The sequence below is a fragment of the Actinomadura sp. NPDC047616 genome (genome assembly GCF_040642915.1).
Taxonomy (GTDB): domain Bacteria; phylum Actinomycetota; class Actinomycetes; order Streptosporangiales; family Streptosporangiaceae; genus Spirillospora; species Spirillospora miaoliensis.
In genome coordinates, this window is record NZ_JBEYTB010000012.1 from 280,108 (window position 1) to 293,686 (window position 13,579).

A 13,579-nucleotide genomic window follows, 5' to 3' on the forward strand; every position below is an offset into this window, starting at 1 on the left:
TGCCGGTCGACATCTCTTCCCGTCGGCGAGGGCGGGTGCCCTCAGCCCCGGGTTGGGTTGAGGGCACCCGACGTGGGGTCAGAGGTTCTGGAGTTGGGTGATGACCATGGCGATGGCGAAGAAGCCGTAGAAGCAGATCGCGATGACCATGGTCGCCAGGCGTACGCCGCGGATCCGGACGGCGCGGGGCAGGTCCTTGGTGTTGAGGCGGATCAGCAGGATCGAGTAGAGCAGGGTGACGACCGAGGCGGCGCAGGTGGAGACGACGAGGAGTCCGATGGGCTGGTCGAATCCGGACAGCAGGATGATCGAGCCCAGAACGATCTCGGTCCACACGACGGCCAGGTAGAGGCGGGCCTCGGTCCAGCGGGTGGAGCTCATCAGGTAGTTGCGGCGCAGGAAGTCCGAGGCGACGCGGCCGATGACGTCGAGCAGGCCCATGGCCGCCGCCCACAGCGAGACCGCGGCGATGGCAAAGAAGAGGATCTTGAGCCATTCGCCGACCTCGGCGGCGAAGATGTCCCCTTGGATGCGCAGGAACGAGGGGTCGGATTCCAGGTCGTCGCGGCCGAACAGCGTCTCGTAGGCCAGCAGGCACATGACGCCGATGGTGACGATGCACACCAGGACGAAGGTGGTGAGGTGCTCGATGTTGGCGCGCCTCCACCAGATCCGCCAGCGGGCTAGGTTGTCCTCGGTGTCGGGGAAGCTGTAGCGGTCGCCGCCGGAGGCCTCTTCCTGGCCGGTGATGGGGGAGATCAGCCGGGGGACGTGAGCGCCCATGCCATAGCGCTTATCGCGGATCCAGTTGCTCAGGACGAGGTTGTGCACGCCGCCGGCGCCGGCCGCGCCCAGAGCGCTGAGGATCATGGTGAAGGTGATGCCGTCGGGGATCTGCCCGAAGCCGGTGACGGCCTTCTCGGCACCCTCGCCCCAGGTGGACAGGGAGATCACGAACACCACGGCGATGGCCAGGAAGAAGAGGGTCAGGGCGACCTTGACACTCTCGACGCGTTCCACGGTCTTGTAAATGACCTTGGAGAAGGTCAGCAGGACACCGATGGCGACCAGGACGATGACCGAGATCCAGACCGGGTCGCCGCCGCCGACCAGGTAGGTGAACACGGTCGAGCCGCTGGTGGCCCAGCCGGGCCAGACGTACTGGAACGCCCCGGCCAGGCAGATCAGGATGCCCCAGCCCCTCCACCAGCGGGAGAACCCGGCCACTGCCGTCTGCCCGGTGGCCAGGGTGTAGCGCTCGATCTCCATGTTGATGACGAACTGGATGGCCAGGGTGACCAGGGCCAGCCACAGCAGCCCGAGCCCGCCGATCGAGGTGAGGTAGGGCCACAGGATGATCTCGCCGGCGGCCAGGCCGATCCCGACGGCCACGATGCCGGGGCCGACCATGCGGCGCAGCGGCATGGGCTCGGGAAGGTTCCGGACGAGGCCGGTCTGCGCGGCGGGGCCTGGTGGCTTGGTGTGCTGGCTCATGTGATTCTCCGGGGGGTGGCGGGGAGTGGGCCAGGGGCGGCCAGAAGGTGGGCGATGTGCCGGAGGGCCAGGACGTATCCGTGCGTCCCGGCTCCGAGGATCACCGCGTCGGCGACCGCGGAGATGTAGGAGTGGTGCCGGAAGTGCTCGCGGCGATGGGTGTTGGTGATGTGCACTTCGACGGTGGTGAGGCGGACGGCTGCGATCGCGTCCCTTAGCGCCACGGAGGTGTGCGTGAGCCCGCCGGGGTTGATGACGATCGCCTGGCATTCGGTGCCTGCGAGGTGGATCTGGTCGATGAGGGTGCCCTCGTGGTTGCTTTGGGTGAATCTGACGGCCAGGCCGTGCTCGTCGGCGGCCTCGCGCACCTCTTTCTCGATTTCGGCCAGCGTCGTGGTGCCGTACTTGTCGGGTTCGCGGGTGCCGAGCAGGTTGAGGTTGGGGCCGTTGAGGAACAGCACCGGCTTCAGGCCGGGCATCGGCGGTCTCCCTCGATCCGGCCGTGCCGCTGCGCGAGGAGGCTCCGCAGGTGCCCGAGCATGCGGCCGGTGTCGGGCGGCAGTCCGGTGATCAGCTCGAAGGCGGCGGCCGCTTGGAACACGCACATGCCCGCGCCGCCGATCGTCCGCAGACCGCGGGAGCGCGCCGCCTGCAGCAGCGGCGTGTCCAGCGGCATGTAGACGATGTCGACCAGCCAGAGCCCGGGACGCAGTAGATCGACGGGCATCGGTGTGCCGGGGTGGGCGCGCATGCCGACCGGGCTGGCGTTGACCACGCCGTCGGCGGATGCGAGCGCCTCACCCAGGTCGTCGGGGGAGATGCCGGTGATCCGGTCAGCGCCGAACCTGGCGGCGAAGGCCCGTACCAGCTCGGTGCGCCTGGCGGCGTCCGGGTCGGCGACGGTCAGCCGCCCCGTTCCGGCCGAGAGCTGGGCGTAGGCGCAGGCGGCTCCGGCGCCGCCGGCGCCGAGTTGGACGACATGGCGGGTCGGCGCGCCGGGCAGCCCCTGCCGGAACGACTCGGCGAACCCCAGGGCGTCGGTGTTGTGCCCGATCCTGCGCCCGCCGTCGAACACGACCGTGTTCACCGCTCCGATGTCGGCGGCCTGCGGCGAGAGCCGATCCAGATGAGGGATGACCTCCTGCTTGAACGGGTGGGTGATGTTGAGGCCGGCGAAGCCCGAGCTCTCGGCGTCACCCAGCAGCCGGCCCAGATCGGCCGGAGTGCCGGGGTCCTCGACGTCGATCAGGTCATAGGACAGGTCGAGCCCGTGATGGGCGCCCTCGGCCTCGTGCAGCGGCGGCGACAGCGACGCCGCGATGCCCGAACCGATCAGCCCGTACCGGCAGGGCCGCATGGTCCGCACCTCGGCTGCCGGGTGCTCGCTCATACGGGTCCTCCGGTGTGGGTGGTTGTGACTTGACTCACCTGGCATAATGTACGAACTAGTACGAACGAACACAAGACCTGGCCTTATATCGGTCCGGGAAGGCGGAGCACATGATCGAAGATGCGGCCCCGGCCGGCTGGACGGTCGAGCGCGCGGTCACCGAGCTGCTGGATCGCGAGACCGGCCGCCGGGCCGGAGGCCGCCTCACCGACCAGTGGACCGAGCTGGATCTGCCCACCGCCTACCGGGTGCAGGACGCGCTGGCGCGGCGCAAGGTCGAGTCCGGCGAGACGATCGTCGGGATCAAGCTCGGCCTCACCTCACGGGCCAAGCAGGAACGGATGGGCATCGCCTCACCGCTGACCGCATGGCTGACCAACGCGATGGTGCTGCCTGAGGGCGAACCGATCCCACTGGGCTCACTCATCCATCCCCGGGTGGAGCCGGAGATCGTCTTCGTCCTCGGTGAACGGCTGGCGGGACCGGGGGTGACCGCCGCGAGTGCGCTGTCCGCGGTGGCGGCCGTGCATGCCGGCTTCGAGGTGATCGACAGCCGCTACACCGACTTCAGCTTCGCGCTGCCGGACGTCGTGGCCGACAACGCCTCCTCCTCCCGTTTCCTGGTCAGCGCCTCCGGCCTGCCACCCGAACGTCTGGACCTCGCCGCGGAGGAATGCCGGCTCTCCATCGACGGCAAGGTCGTCGACTGGGCGACCGGCGCCGCCGTCCAGGGGCACCCGGCCGAGGCGCTCGCGCTGGCGGCCAACGCCCTGAGCGAGCGCGGCATCGCCCTGGAAGCCGGCTGGACCGTCCTGACCGGCGGGCTCACCGACGCGGTGTTCGCCGAACCCGGGCGCCATATCTCCGCGACTTTCACCCACCTGGGCTCCCTGACCGTGACCGGAGCCTGATGCCCCACCACAACGATCCGCACGCCAACGATCCGCACGACGACAGGAGCCACATGGACCAGCGGCCCGAGACCATCGAGGAGTACCGCGCGACCTACGAGGAACTGGTGGGGTTCGTCCCGCCAAGGGTGCAGGCCCGGTTCGCGGCGTCGTCGGAGGCCAACCCCGAGGTTCTCCTGGCGCAGGAACGGCTGCGCAATCTGATCATGTATCCCGAGGCGCTGGACCAGAAGACCGTCCAGCTCGTGCTGTTCGGCATCCTGCACGCCAAGCTCAGCGACGCCGCCAAGCTGCACGGGCTGGCCGCGCGGCGCGCCGGGGCGAGTTGGGAGGAGTTGCGCGCTGTCATCGACCTGGCGTTCCTGTTCACTGGATTTTCGGCCGCCAACCGCGGGCCGCAGCTGCTCGCCGAGATCGCGCAGATGGAGACCGGCACCCATGAGTGAAACCGCCGAACCGATGTACGAGCTTGCCCATCTCGGGCACGCCGAACTGCTGACCCCGGTGTACGAGCAGAGCCTGGAGTTCTTCGTCGAGGTTTACGGGATGGACCTGGTCCAGGAGTCCGGCGGCAGCGCCTACCTGCGCGCTTGGGGCGACCACGACCTGACCACGCTGAAGCTGACCGCCTCCGACCAGGCCGGGCTGGGCCACGTCGGCTGGCGGACGATCAGCCCGCAGGCCCTGGACCGGCGCGTCGCGGCCCTGGAAGCGCGCGGCGTCACCGGCGAGTGGATCGACGGCGATGTCGGGCACGGCAAGGCGTACTCTTTCCGCACCCCCAGCGGGCAGCGCAACGAGATCTACTACGAGACCGAGAAGTACCAGGCACCGCAGGGCAAGAAGTCCTACCTGCCCAACCAGCCGCAGTCCTCGGTCACCCGCGGAGCGGCCGTCTCACGCATCGACCACATCAACGTCCTGGCGCGCGACATCCCGGCCGCGCGCGAGTTCATGTGCCAGACGCTCGGCTTCAAGCTGCGCGAGCATCTGATCCCGCCGGACCAGCCCGAGGCGGGTGCCTGGCTGAGCCTCATGAACAAGGCTCACGACCTGGCCATCACCCGTGAACCCGCCGACACCACCGGCCGGCTCCACCACCTGGCGTACGCGGTAGAGAACCGGGAGGACGTACTGCGCGCCGCCGATGTCTTCTGCGAACTCGGCACCTTCATCGAGTTCGGCCCCGCCAAGCACTCGCGGACTCAGGGTTTCTTCCTGTACGTCTACGAACCCGGCGGCAACCGGATCGAAGTGTTCGCCGGCGGCTTCCACATCTTCGCCCCCGACTGGGAACCGGTCACCTGGACCACCGAAGGGCGAGGCCGTTCCACCGCCTGGGGCCTGGACGTACCCGCCAGCTTCCACACCCACGCCACCCCCGTACTGCGATGACACCGGCACTGACCGCCAGCTTCGTGACGCTCTCGGGAGCCGGCTTCGCACAACCGGCCCGGGTCCCGTTCGCCGAACGATGCCGCGCCGCCGCCGCAGCGGGCTTCACCGGCATCGGGCTGCACGCCGACGACTACCAAAGCATGCGCATCGAAGGCATGGGCGACAACGACCTACGTGCGCTGCTCGACTCCCACTCCCTGGCGCTCACAGAGGTGGAGTTCCTCAACGGCTGGGCCCACTCCGCCGACGACTCCACCGCTGTCGACGGCACCGGCGTCTTCAGGGAACTCGGCGCGGCGTTCACCCCCCACCACGTCACCACCGGCGAGTTCGGCCCGGACGCCCTCGACGTCCGGGCCGCCGCGGCCAGGCTGCGCGCGGTCTGCGCGCACGTCGCCGATCTGGGCCTGCGGGTCGCGGTGGAAGCCTTCCCCTGGTCGGGCCTGAAGGACGTGGCCACGGCACGCGCCATCGTGCAAGCCTCAGGTGCCCCCAACGCAGGACTCATGATCGACGTCTGGCACTTCTACAACTCCCGCTCCACCCTGGCCGACCTCCAGGGCCTGCCGCCCGACCAGATCGTGGCCGTCCAGCTCAACGACGGCCGCATCGTCGACGACGACTTCCTCACCGAGGCACGGCGCGGACGCCTGCTCCCCGGTGAAGGCGAACTCGACCTGCCCGGACTACTGACCGGGCTACACGAACTGGGCTTCCGCGGCCCCTACTGCGTCGAGGTCAACTACCCCGAGTTTCGGGAGCTTCCCGTGGAGGAAATGGCGGTCCGAGCCTTCACCTCAGCCACCACGGCACTGCAGACCCTCCCCCAGGACTCCGGCTGATCATCTGATCCGTTGTCACTGAGGGACGGGCAGGGACGCAGCTCCAGCGCTACGGTGCCGCCCAGCGGCTCACCAGCCGACCCAGCTGACCACGACCGGCGCAGCCACCCCGACACGGCGCGCCATCCGGCAAGCACAGGCCATTCAGCAAGGAAGGGCCTCACACGCACCATAAAATGGATCGTTCGCCGGTCAGCCGTTCCATGGAGCCACATGCCACCCGAGCCCCTCACCCCCGCCACACAGGCACGCCAGCGCAACGCCGAGCGCACCCGGGCCGAGATCCTGGAGGTCGCCCAGCGCGAATTCGCCAGGCACGGGTACACCGGGGCCAGAGTGGACGACATGGCCAAGCTCATGCGCGCCACCAAACGAATGATCTACTACTACTTCGGCGGCAAGGAACAGCTCTACATCGCCGTCCTGGAAAGGGCCTACAACCAGATCAGGGCCGCCGAGGCCACCATCGACGTACAGCACCTCGCCCCCATCGAGGCCATCCGCACACTGGCCCAGCTGACCTTCGACCACCACGACGCCCACCAGGACTTCATCAAGCTCGTCGGCATCGAGAACATCCACCACGCCGAACACCTGCGTAAGTCAGACCTTCTGACCAACCTCGGCACGCCCGCGACCGGCCTCATCTCCCAGATCCTGGACGCCGGACGCGCCAGCGGCGACTTCGTCACCGACGCCGACGCCATCGACGTGCACATGATGATCAGCGCGTTCAGTAACTTCCGGATCTCCAACCAGCACACCTTCGGAACCCTGTTCAAACGCGACCTGAACGCCCCCGAACACCGCGCCCGCCACCGCGAAATGATCGGCGAAATGATCGTCGCCTACCTCACCGGCGCCGGACGCCGCACACGCGACCACTAAGGGGGCGGCTCACCTCCCCGGTCAGGGGGCGAGGACGACGGGCAGGCGCTTGATGCCACGGATCATCGTGGAGCGGAGCCGCTCGTCCGGCCCGACGACGCTCCAGTGCCCGAGCCGGTCGACGAGTTCGTCGAAGAGCACACGTGCTTCGACCCGGGCGAGGGCGGCGCCGAGGCAGAAGTGCTCGCCGAACCCGAACGCGAGGTGCGGGTTGGGGTCACGAGTGACGTCGAGCTCCTCCGCGGTCTCACCGAAGACCCGTTCGTCCCGGTTCGCGGCCCCGTACAGCATGACCACCTGGTCTCCGGGCGCCAGGTGACACCCGGCGACCTCGGCGTCGGTGGTCACTGTTCGCGCTTGGTGTACGAGCGGGCTCACCCAGCGAAGCAGCTCCTCGACGGCGAGTTTCAAGTCACGTCCCTCACGGAGGCGCTCCTGCTGGGCGGGATTGCGCGTCAGCCCAAGAAGGCCGTGGGTGATGAGGTTGCGGGTCGTCTCGTTACCGGCACCGAGCAGCAGGTAGCAGAGCATGTGCAATTCGTGAGAGGAGCTCCTTGGCCTGGCCCATCTCGTCGTCGGCGGCGTCCTGAGTGGCGAACCCGGATCGTCGCAGCGGGCTGCGTCGGGTGCCGTCGGCGTTGGGCGGCAACTCCAGCTGGTAGCTCCAGGTGCCGTGGGTGGTGCTCCACCGGCCATCGGCGCGGCGGAGTTTCGGGCACCGTGTCCGCAGCTTCTTTCCCGACTCGTCGCGGCATCCGCACGTCTTGAAGGTGCTTCCCTTGGCGGCCATTGTCATTTGTCCTTTCGCCGTGATGCCGACGGTCGGGAAGGCGTCGGTGGGGTGATGCCGAGGATTGCCTGAAGGTCGGTGGTGCGGACGCGGTAACTGCGGCCAACCCGCCAGACACGGCAGGGGAAGTCGCCGGTGCGGGCCAGCTGGTAGGACTTGGTGCGTCCGATCCCCAGCGCGCGCCCGGCCGTGATCAGGTCGATGATGACCGGCAGGTTGCGGACTTCTTCGGCGGACAGACCCTGCGCCATCGTGGGTCGGCAGCGTCGTCCCGGGCGCCGTGTCGAGGGGGCCGGACGTTCGGCGCGCTGGCAGGCGGGGCGGTTGTGGCTCGTCTTGGGGGAGGGATCGTGACCGCATGGATGCCCATGGCCCCCGCACCGGACCGCGTTCCGGCCGGTGCGTCGGCCGGCGGAGACGGCGTCGTGGTCGGCGCCGGTCCCGTCACCGTCGACGCCTACATCGACTTCCGGTGCCCGTACTGCAAGCGGTTCGAAGAGGTCGCCGGGCCGGCCCTGGACCGGCTCGTAGCCGACCAGCTGATCAACATCGACTACCACCCGATGTCGTTCCTGGACCGCCTGTCGACCAATCACTACTCGTCGCGCGCCGCGTCGTCGTCGGGCTGTGCGGCCGACGGCGGACGGTTCCGGGAGTACGCCCGGGCGCTGTTCGCGGTGCAGCCGCCCGAGGGCGGGCCCGGCCTGACCGACGAGGAGCTGATCGAGAGAGGCCGGTCCGTGGGGCTGACCGATCCCGGCTTCGCCCGCTGCGTGCTCGGTGGTGTCTACCTGGGCTGGGCGGCCTACGTGACCTTCGCCGCCGGCCGGCGCGGCGTCGGCGCGACGCCGACCGTCATGGTCGACGGGGTGCCCGTGCCCGCCGATCCCCGGGCCGTGGTCGCGGCCGTGCCGGCGGTCCTCGAGGAGGCGTGACCGGCGGCCGTACGCCGCATCGGCCCGGTCCGTCGCAACGCGGGACGGCTCACACGTCCCCCTTCCGGCCGGCGCGGGCCGGCCGGAAGATCCCCCGCCGACGGCGCGCTCAGGTGACGCTCACGGTGGCCCGCACAATGACGACGGGCGCCCACGCCGCGGCGCACCCGTCCGTACCTTCGGGGTGACCTGCCGGATCTTCGTACGGAGCTCGTACGACCGCCGGCGCGGGAAGAGATTCCAATCCATCTGCGACGAGCAACTCGTCGTCGAGTACTGCGCGCTGCCCCCGCCCGTCGAGCGGCGGAAGCGCGCCGAGGACCGCTGCGCCCGGACCGTGCCGCCAGGGCGGCTCAGACCCGTCTGATCGTGGGATGCCGGAGGCGGACCACCGGACGATGCTGGGGGCAGGAGGTGGTACCCGTGCCCCCGACCGGCATCCCGCAGTTTCAGCGCCTGTTCCGTGCCGCCGCGAGTCTGGACGTCGACAAGGACGACCTCAAGCGCTACGACGACTTCGTCGACGGCAAGATCTACGACCTGATCCTCATCGGCCAGGCACACGCCAAGGCCAACGCCCGCGACATCATCCAGCCGCACGATCTACCCGTGACCAAGGGCTTGCAGGAGTGCATCCACGAGTTCCGCAAGCTCGACGAGGAGGTCAAGCTCGAGCCGCTTCTCGAGCGGCTCGCCAAGCACCCGCCGCTCGAGCTGATGGTCGCGGATGAGACCGAGGCCGGCCTGCCACAGATCGCCGGAGGACTGACCGTCGCGCTCGCCCGCGCGTGCAAACTGATCGATCCGAAGCTGAAGAACCCGCACACCGAGCACTGGGAACGCGTCGCCCGCGTGTTCGACCTCCTGCTGTAGGCCACCACGAGACCACCCGACGGCGGCTGCACTACACGATCGAGGACGTCATTCGAGCGCCCGACGGGGCGGAGTTCGCCCGGCGTCGATCCCCACCCTCGGCACGGCCCGGAAGACCGCGTGCCACCGCCGAGACGCGGACGCCATGTCTACCAAGGCTGAGGATGCGAGCGGCCATGCGAAGGGCGAGCGTTGGATGGTGTAACGCCATCTTGATGCAGGAGCTCCGAGCGTCCAGCCGATCATGCTGTTCTCCGTCGAAGGCCGGGGCTCCGTCGGTCCGGCTAGGAGGAGAGCATGGCCAAGGCAGTCGGAATCGATCTCGGAACCACGAACTCCGTGATCGCCACCACCGAGGACGGTCACCCCACGGTGATCCCCAACAGCGAGGGATCGCGCACGACGCCGTCCGTGGCCGCCTTCACCGAACAGGGTGAGCGCCTGGTCGGGCAGCTCGCGCGCCGGCAGGCGATCCTCAACCCCAAGGGCACGATCTACTCGGCGAAACGCTTCATCGGCCGCCGGTACGACGAGGTGGCCAGCGAGATCAACGCGGTCTCGTTCGACGTGGTGTCCGGTCCGGACGGCGCGGTCCGCTTCGACGTCCGCAGCAAGCAGTACGCTCCGGAGGAGATCTCCGCACTCGTGCTGCGCAAACTCGCCGACGACGCGGGCAAATTCCTCGGTGAGCGGGTGACCGAAACCGTCATCACGGTCCCCGCCTACTTCAACGACGCCCAGCGCCAGGCCACGCGGGACGCCGGCAAGATCGCCGGCCTGGAAGTCCTGCGGATCATCAACGAGCCGACCGCCGCGGCGCTGGCCTACGGCCTGGACAAGGGCGCGAACGAGACGGTGCTCATCTTCGACCTCGGTGGCGGCACGTTCGACGTGAGCCTGCTCAGCATCGGCGAAGGCGTAGTAGAGGTCCTCGCGACCGCCGGTGACGGGCACCTCGGCGGCGACGACTTCGACCGCCGCATCGTCGATCACATCGCCGATGAGTTCCAGCGCGACACCGGCATCGACCTGCGCCGCGACCCCCAGGCGCTGCAGCGGCTGTTCGAGGCCGCGGAGAAGGCCAAGGTCGAGCTGTCCTCGGTGACCCAGACGACGATCAACCTGCCGTTCGTCACCGCGGACGCGACCGGCCCCAAGCACCTGAACACCACGCTGATGCGCTCGACCTTCGAGCAGATCACCGGCGACCTCATCGAACGTACCAAGGGCCCGGTGCAGACGGCGATGGCCGACGCGAAGACCACCGCGAACGACATCGACGAGGTCATCCTCGTCGGCGGGTCCACCCGCATCCCGGCCGTGCAGGAGCTCGTCCGCAGGATGACCGGCGGCAAGGACCCCAACATGACGGTCAACCCGGACGAGGTCGTCGCCCTCGGCGCGGCCGCCCAGGCCGGCGTCATCAAGGGCGAGGTCGAGGACGTCGTCCTGCTGGACGTCACCCCGCTGTCGCTCGGCCTGGAGACGCTCGGCGGCGTCATGACCAAGATCATCGAACGGAACACCACCATCCCGGCCCGCCGCACGGAGACCTTCAGCACCGCCGAGGACAACCAGACCGCGGTGGACGTCGTCGTCCTGCAGGGCGAACGCGAACGCGCCGCCGACAACCGGGTCCTCGCGCGGTTCCGGCTGGAGAACATCCGGCCCGCCCCACGCGGCGTACCGCAGATCGAGGTGACCTTCGACATCGACGCCAACGGAATCCTCAACGTCTCCGCGCGGGACAAGGACACCGGCGTCGAACAGACGGTCACCATCAGCGAGACCGCCAACCTCGACCAGTCCGAGATCGAGCGGATGATCCAGGACGCCGAGCAGCACCGCTCCGAGGACGAGCGCCTGCGCGAGACGATCGACGCCCGCAACCAGCTCGACTCCATCGCCTACCAGGTCGAAAAGCGGGTCCAGGAGCTCGGGGAGGGCGTGCCGGCGCACGAGAAGGCACGCGCCCAGATGCTCGTCGGCGACGCCCGCCAGGCGATCAAGGAAGAGGCGCCGGTCGAGCGGCTCCGGAACCTGACCGCCGAGCTCCAGCAGGTCTACTACGGGCTCGGCACCGTGGCGGCCGGCGCCGGACCGGGTGCGACAGGGCCGGGAGGCACCGGCGGTCCGGGCGGTTCGGGCGCCGGTGGCGGAACCACCGGAGGCGACGAGGACGTGATCGACGCGGAGTTCACGACCGATGAGTGACATGCGGCCGGAAGAACCGGCAGAAGAGGACGGCGGCCTGGCGACGAAGCTCGCCGAGCTGGAGGACCGGTGGAAGCGCGCGCTCGCCGACCTGGAGAACTACCGTAAGCGCGCCACCCGCGACGCCGAGCGTTTGCGGTCCGATGAGCGGGCCAGGACCGCCGCCGAGTGGCTGCCCGTCGTGGACAACCTCGAACGGGCCATCGAGCACGCCGGCGCCGAGCCCGACGTCCTCCTCGATGGTGTACGCGCCGTCCGCGACCAGGCGCTCACGGTGCTCGCCCGGCTCGGCTATCCACGCCAGGACGACACGGGGCGCCTGTTCGACCCGACCCGGCACGAGGCGGTCGCCGCCGTTCCCGACGCCGACGCCCCGGAGGGGACGATCGTGCAGGTGACCAGGCCCGGATACGGCCACGGCGAGAACCAGCTGCGTCCGGCGCAGGTGGTGGTCTCGAAGGGGCGGCAGGCCGATGGCTCCGGCCCGTGACTTCTACGAGATCCTCGGCGTGCCCAGAACGGCCGGGCAGGACGAGATCCAGCGCGCGTACCGCAAGCTCGCCCGTAAATATCACCCCGACGTCAACAAGGCCCCCGACGCGGAGGACCGCTTCAAGGAGGCGTCCGAGGCGTACGTCGTGCTGTCCGACCCCGAACAACGCAAGCGCTACGACGCCTTCGGCGAGGACTTCCGGCGCGTGCCGCCGGACGTCGACCCGGAAACCTGGGCGCGGGCCCGCGCCGGCGCCGGGGGGCGGACGCGTGCGGGCGGCGGGTTCGGCGGCTTCGGCGGGTTCGGTACGGGGGACGAGGAGGTCGACCTGGAGGATCTGCTCGGCGGCATCTTCGCAGGACGCGCCGGCCGCGCCGGGCGGGGACGCCGTCCAGGCGGTTTCGGGTGGGGACCGATGCCCGGCGCCGACCAGGAGGCCGAGCTGGAGGTCGGTCTCGACGAGGCGTATCGCGGCGGGCATCGCACGATCGGTCTCGATGGCCGGACCATCGACGTCGACATCCCCGCCGGGGTCACCGACGGCCAGCGGATCCGGCTCGCCGGGCAGGGCGGCCGCGGCGGCGACGGCGGGCAGTCGGGCGACCTGTACCTGATCGTGCGCATCAGGCCGGACCCGAGGTACCGCGTCGACGGCCGCGACGTCACCGTACGGCTGCCGCTCGCCCCCTGGGAGGCGGCGCTCGGCACCAGGGCCCCGGTCGAGACGCCAGGCGGCGAGGCGAGGGTGAAGGTGCCGCCCGGCTCGTCCTGCGGCAGGCGGCTGCGGCTGCGCGGCCGCGGCCTGCCCAACCCCCGCGGTACCCCGGGGGACCTGTACGCCGAGGTCCAGATCAAGGTACCGCCCGAGCCCGGCCCCGAGGAGAGACGGCTCTTCGAGGAGCTGGCCGCCAAGTCGTCGTTCGATCCGAGGAGGCGACCGTGAGGTACGCGCTCATGCGGCCGGTACGGGTCGATCTGGAGACCTTCGCACGCGATGCCCACGTCCACCCGGAGCTGATCCGCCGGTTCGTCGCGCTGGGCATCCTCGACGCCGACCGTGACGTCTCCGGCAGGCTGTGGTTCTCCCGCGAGCAGCTCGCGGTCCTCGCGCGCGTGCAGCGGCTCCGCGCCGGGTTCTCGCTCAACTACGCGGCGGTCGGCCTGGTGTGCGACCTGCTCGACCGCATCGCCGCCCTGGAGGCGGCCCAGAGACATCGCGCTCACCAACGCTCCGGAGGGCGATCATGGACCTGAACCGACTGACAGTGATGATGTTCGTGGTGACGCCGCAGGTGGGTCTGACCCACCGACTGACTGACGTCTCGACTGTCCTTTTTGGGATTTGTCGGCC

16 protein-coding genes are annotated in these 13,579 nt (G+C 69.5%); 11 read left to right on the forward strand and 5 right to left on the reverse strand.

The features are described 5' to 3' along the window. Window positions 1–78 precede the first annotated feature (78 nt). Genes ABZ801_RS27780 through ABZ801_RS27790 form a run of 3 tightly spaced genes read right to left on the reverse strand, consistent with a single transcriptional unit; the run spans window position 79 to window position 2,884 of the window. Entirely contained in the window at window positions 79–1,494 is a 1,416-nt protein-coding gene (locus ABZ801_RS27780; protein ID WP_360703069.1) for an Nramp family divalent metal transporter, read from the reverse strand. Then, window positions 1,491–1,964 (reverse strand): type II 3-dehydroquinate dehydratase, encoded by a 474-nt coding sequence (gene aroQ / locus ABZ801_RS27785; protein WP_360703126.1) that lies wholly within the window; start codon window positions 1,962–1,964, stop codon window positions 1,491–1,493. Before aroQ ends, ABZ801_RS27780 begins: the two co-directional genes overlap by 4 nt. Further along, window positions 1,961–2,884 carry a shikimate dehydrogenase gene (locus ABZ801_RS27790; protein WP_360703072.1) on the reverse strand — a complete coding sequence of 308 codons (924 nt, stop codon included), beginning with the start codon at window positions 2,882–2,884 and terminating at the stop codon, window positions 1,961–1,963. The genes aroQ and ABZ801_RS27790 overlap by 4 nt, the downstream gene beginning before the upstream one ends. A 110-nt stretch (window positions 2,885–2,994) precedes the next feature. Between ABZ801_RS27790 and ABZ801_RS27795 the strand changes: the two genes are divergently transcribed. From ABZ801_RS27795 to ABZ801_RS27815, 5 genes are all read left to right on the forward strand, one after another. Continuing rightward, entirely contained in the window at window positions 2,995–3,795 is an 801-nt protein-coding gene (locus ABZ801_RS27795) for a fumarylacetoacetate hydrolase family protein (protein ID WP_360703075.1), read from the forward strand. After that, window positions 3,795–4,241 (forward strand): carboxymuconolactone decarboxylase family protein, encoded by a 447-nt coding sequence (locus ABZ801_RS27800; RefSeq protein ID WP_360703078.1) that lies wholly within the window; start codon window positions 3,795–3,797, stop codon window positions 4,239–4,241. Before ABZ801_RS27795 ends, ABZ801_RS27800 begins: the two co-directional genes overlap by 1 nt. After that, window positions 4,234–5,190: a VOC family protein gene (locus ABZ801_RS27805; protein ID WP_360703080.1), complete on the forward strand. Its 957-nt coding sequence runs from the start codon at window positions 4,234–4,236 to the stop codon at window positions 5,188–5,190. Before ABZ801_RS27800 ends, ABZ801_RS27805 begins: the two co-directional genes overlap by 8 nt. Further along, entirely contained in the window at window positions 5,187–6,035 is an 849-nt protein-coding gene (locus ABZ801_RS27810; RefSeq protein ID WP_360703083.1) for a sugar phosphate isomerase/epimerase, read from the forward strand. The genes ABZ801_RS27805 and ABZ801_RS27810 overlap by 4 nt, the downstream gene beginning before the upstream one ends. A gap of 213 nt (window positions 6,036–6,248) precedes the next feature. Beyond that, complete coding sequence (locus ABZ801_RS27815; RefSeq protein WP_360703085.1) at window positions 6,249–6,923, forward strand: TetR/AcrR family transcriptional regulator; 675 nt, start codon at window positions 6,249–6,251, stop codon at window positions 6,921–6,923. Between the two features lie 21 nt (window positions 6,924–6,944). Here ABZ801_RS27815 and ABZ801_RS27820 read toward each other — a convergent pair whose 3' ends face one another. Then, window positions 6,945–7,619: a cytochrome P450 gene (locus tag ABZ801_RS27820; RefSeq protein ID WP_360703088.1), complete on the reverse strand. Its 675-nt coding sequence runs from the start codon at window positions 7,617–7,619 to the stop codon at window positions 6,945–6,947. A gap of 96 nt (window positions 7,620–7,715) precedes the next feature. Further along, the gene (locus ABZ801_RS27825; protein ID WP_360703090.1) at window positions 7,716–7,964 is read right to left on the reverse strand and encodes a DNA-binding protein; all 249 of its coding nucleotides are present in this window, start codon (window positions 7,962–7,964) and stop codon (window positions 7,716–7,718) included. A 99-nt stretch (window positions 7,965–8,063) separates the two neighbouring features. Here ABZ801_RS27825 and ABZ801_RS27830 point away from each other — a divergent pair, with 99 nt between their 5' ends. From ABZ801_RS27830 to ABZ801_RS27855, 6 genes are all read left to right on the forward strand, one after another. Further along, on the forward strand, window positions 8,064–8,648 hold the full coding sequence (locus ABZ801_RS27830; RefSeq protein ID WP_360703093.1) for a thioredoxin domain-containing protein: 585 nt from the start codon (window positions 8,064–8,066) through the stop codon (window positions 8,646–8,648). Window positions 8,649–9,071: 423 nt separating this feature from the next. After that, window positions 9,072–9,521, forward strand: a complete 450-nt coding sequence (locus ABZ801_RS27835; protein WP_360703095.1) for a DUF1931 family protein — start codon at window positions 9,072–9,074, stop codon at window positions 9,519–9,521. A gap of 297 nt (window positions 9,522–9,818) precedes the next feature. Further along, window positions 9,819–11,735 carry a molecular chaperone DnaK gene (dnaK, locus tag ABZ801_RS27840; RefSeq protein WP_360703098.1) on the forward strand — a complete coding sequence of 639 codons (1,917 nt, stop codon included), beginning with the start codon at window positions 9,819–9,821 and terminating at the stop codon, window positions 11,733–11,735. Further along, complete coding sequence (locus tag ABZ801_RS27845) at window positions 11,728–12,225, forward strand: nucleotide exchange factor GrpE (protein ID WP_360703100.1); 498 nt, start codon at window positions 11,728–11,730, stop codon at window positions 12,223–12,225. Before dnaK ends, ABZ801_RS27845 begins: the two co-directional genes overlap by 8 nt. Next, window positions 12,209–13,171 (forward strand): DnaJ C-terminal domain-containing protein, encoded by a 963-nt coding sequence (locus ABZ801_RS27850; protein WP_360703103.1) that lies wholly within the window; start codon window positions 12,209–12,211, stop codon window positions 13,169–13,171. The genes ABZ801_RS27845 and ABZ801_RS27850 overlap by 17 nt, the downstream gene beginning before the upstream one ends. Next, on the forward strand, window positions 13,168–13,482 hold the full coding sequence (locus tag ABZ801_RS27855; RefSeq protein ID WP_360703106.1) for a chaperone modulator CbpM: 315 nt from the start codon (window positions 13,168–13,170) through the stop codon (window positions 13,480–13,482). The genes ABZ801_RS27850 and ABZ801_RS27855 overlap by 4 nt, the downstream gene beginning before the upstream one ends. Window positions 13,483–13,579: the final 97 nt, after the last annotated feature.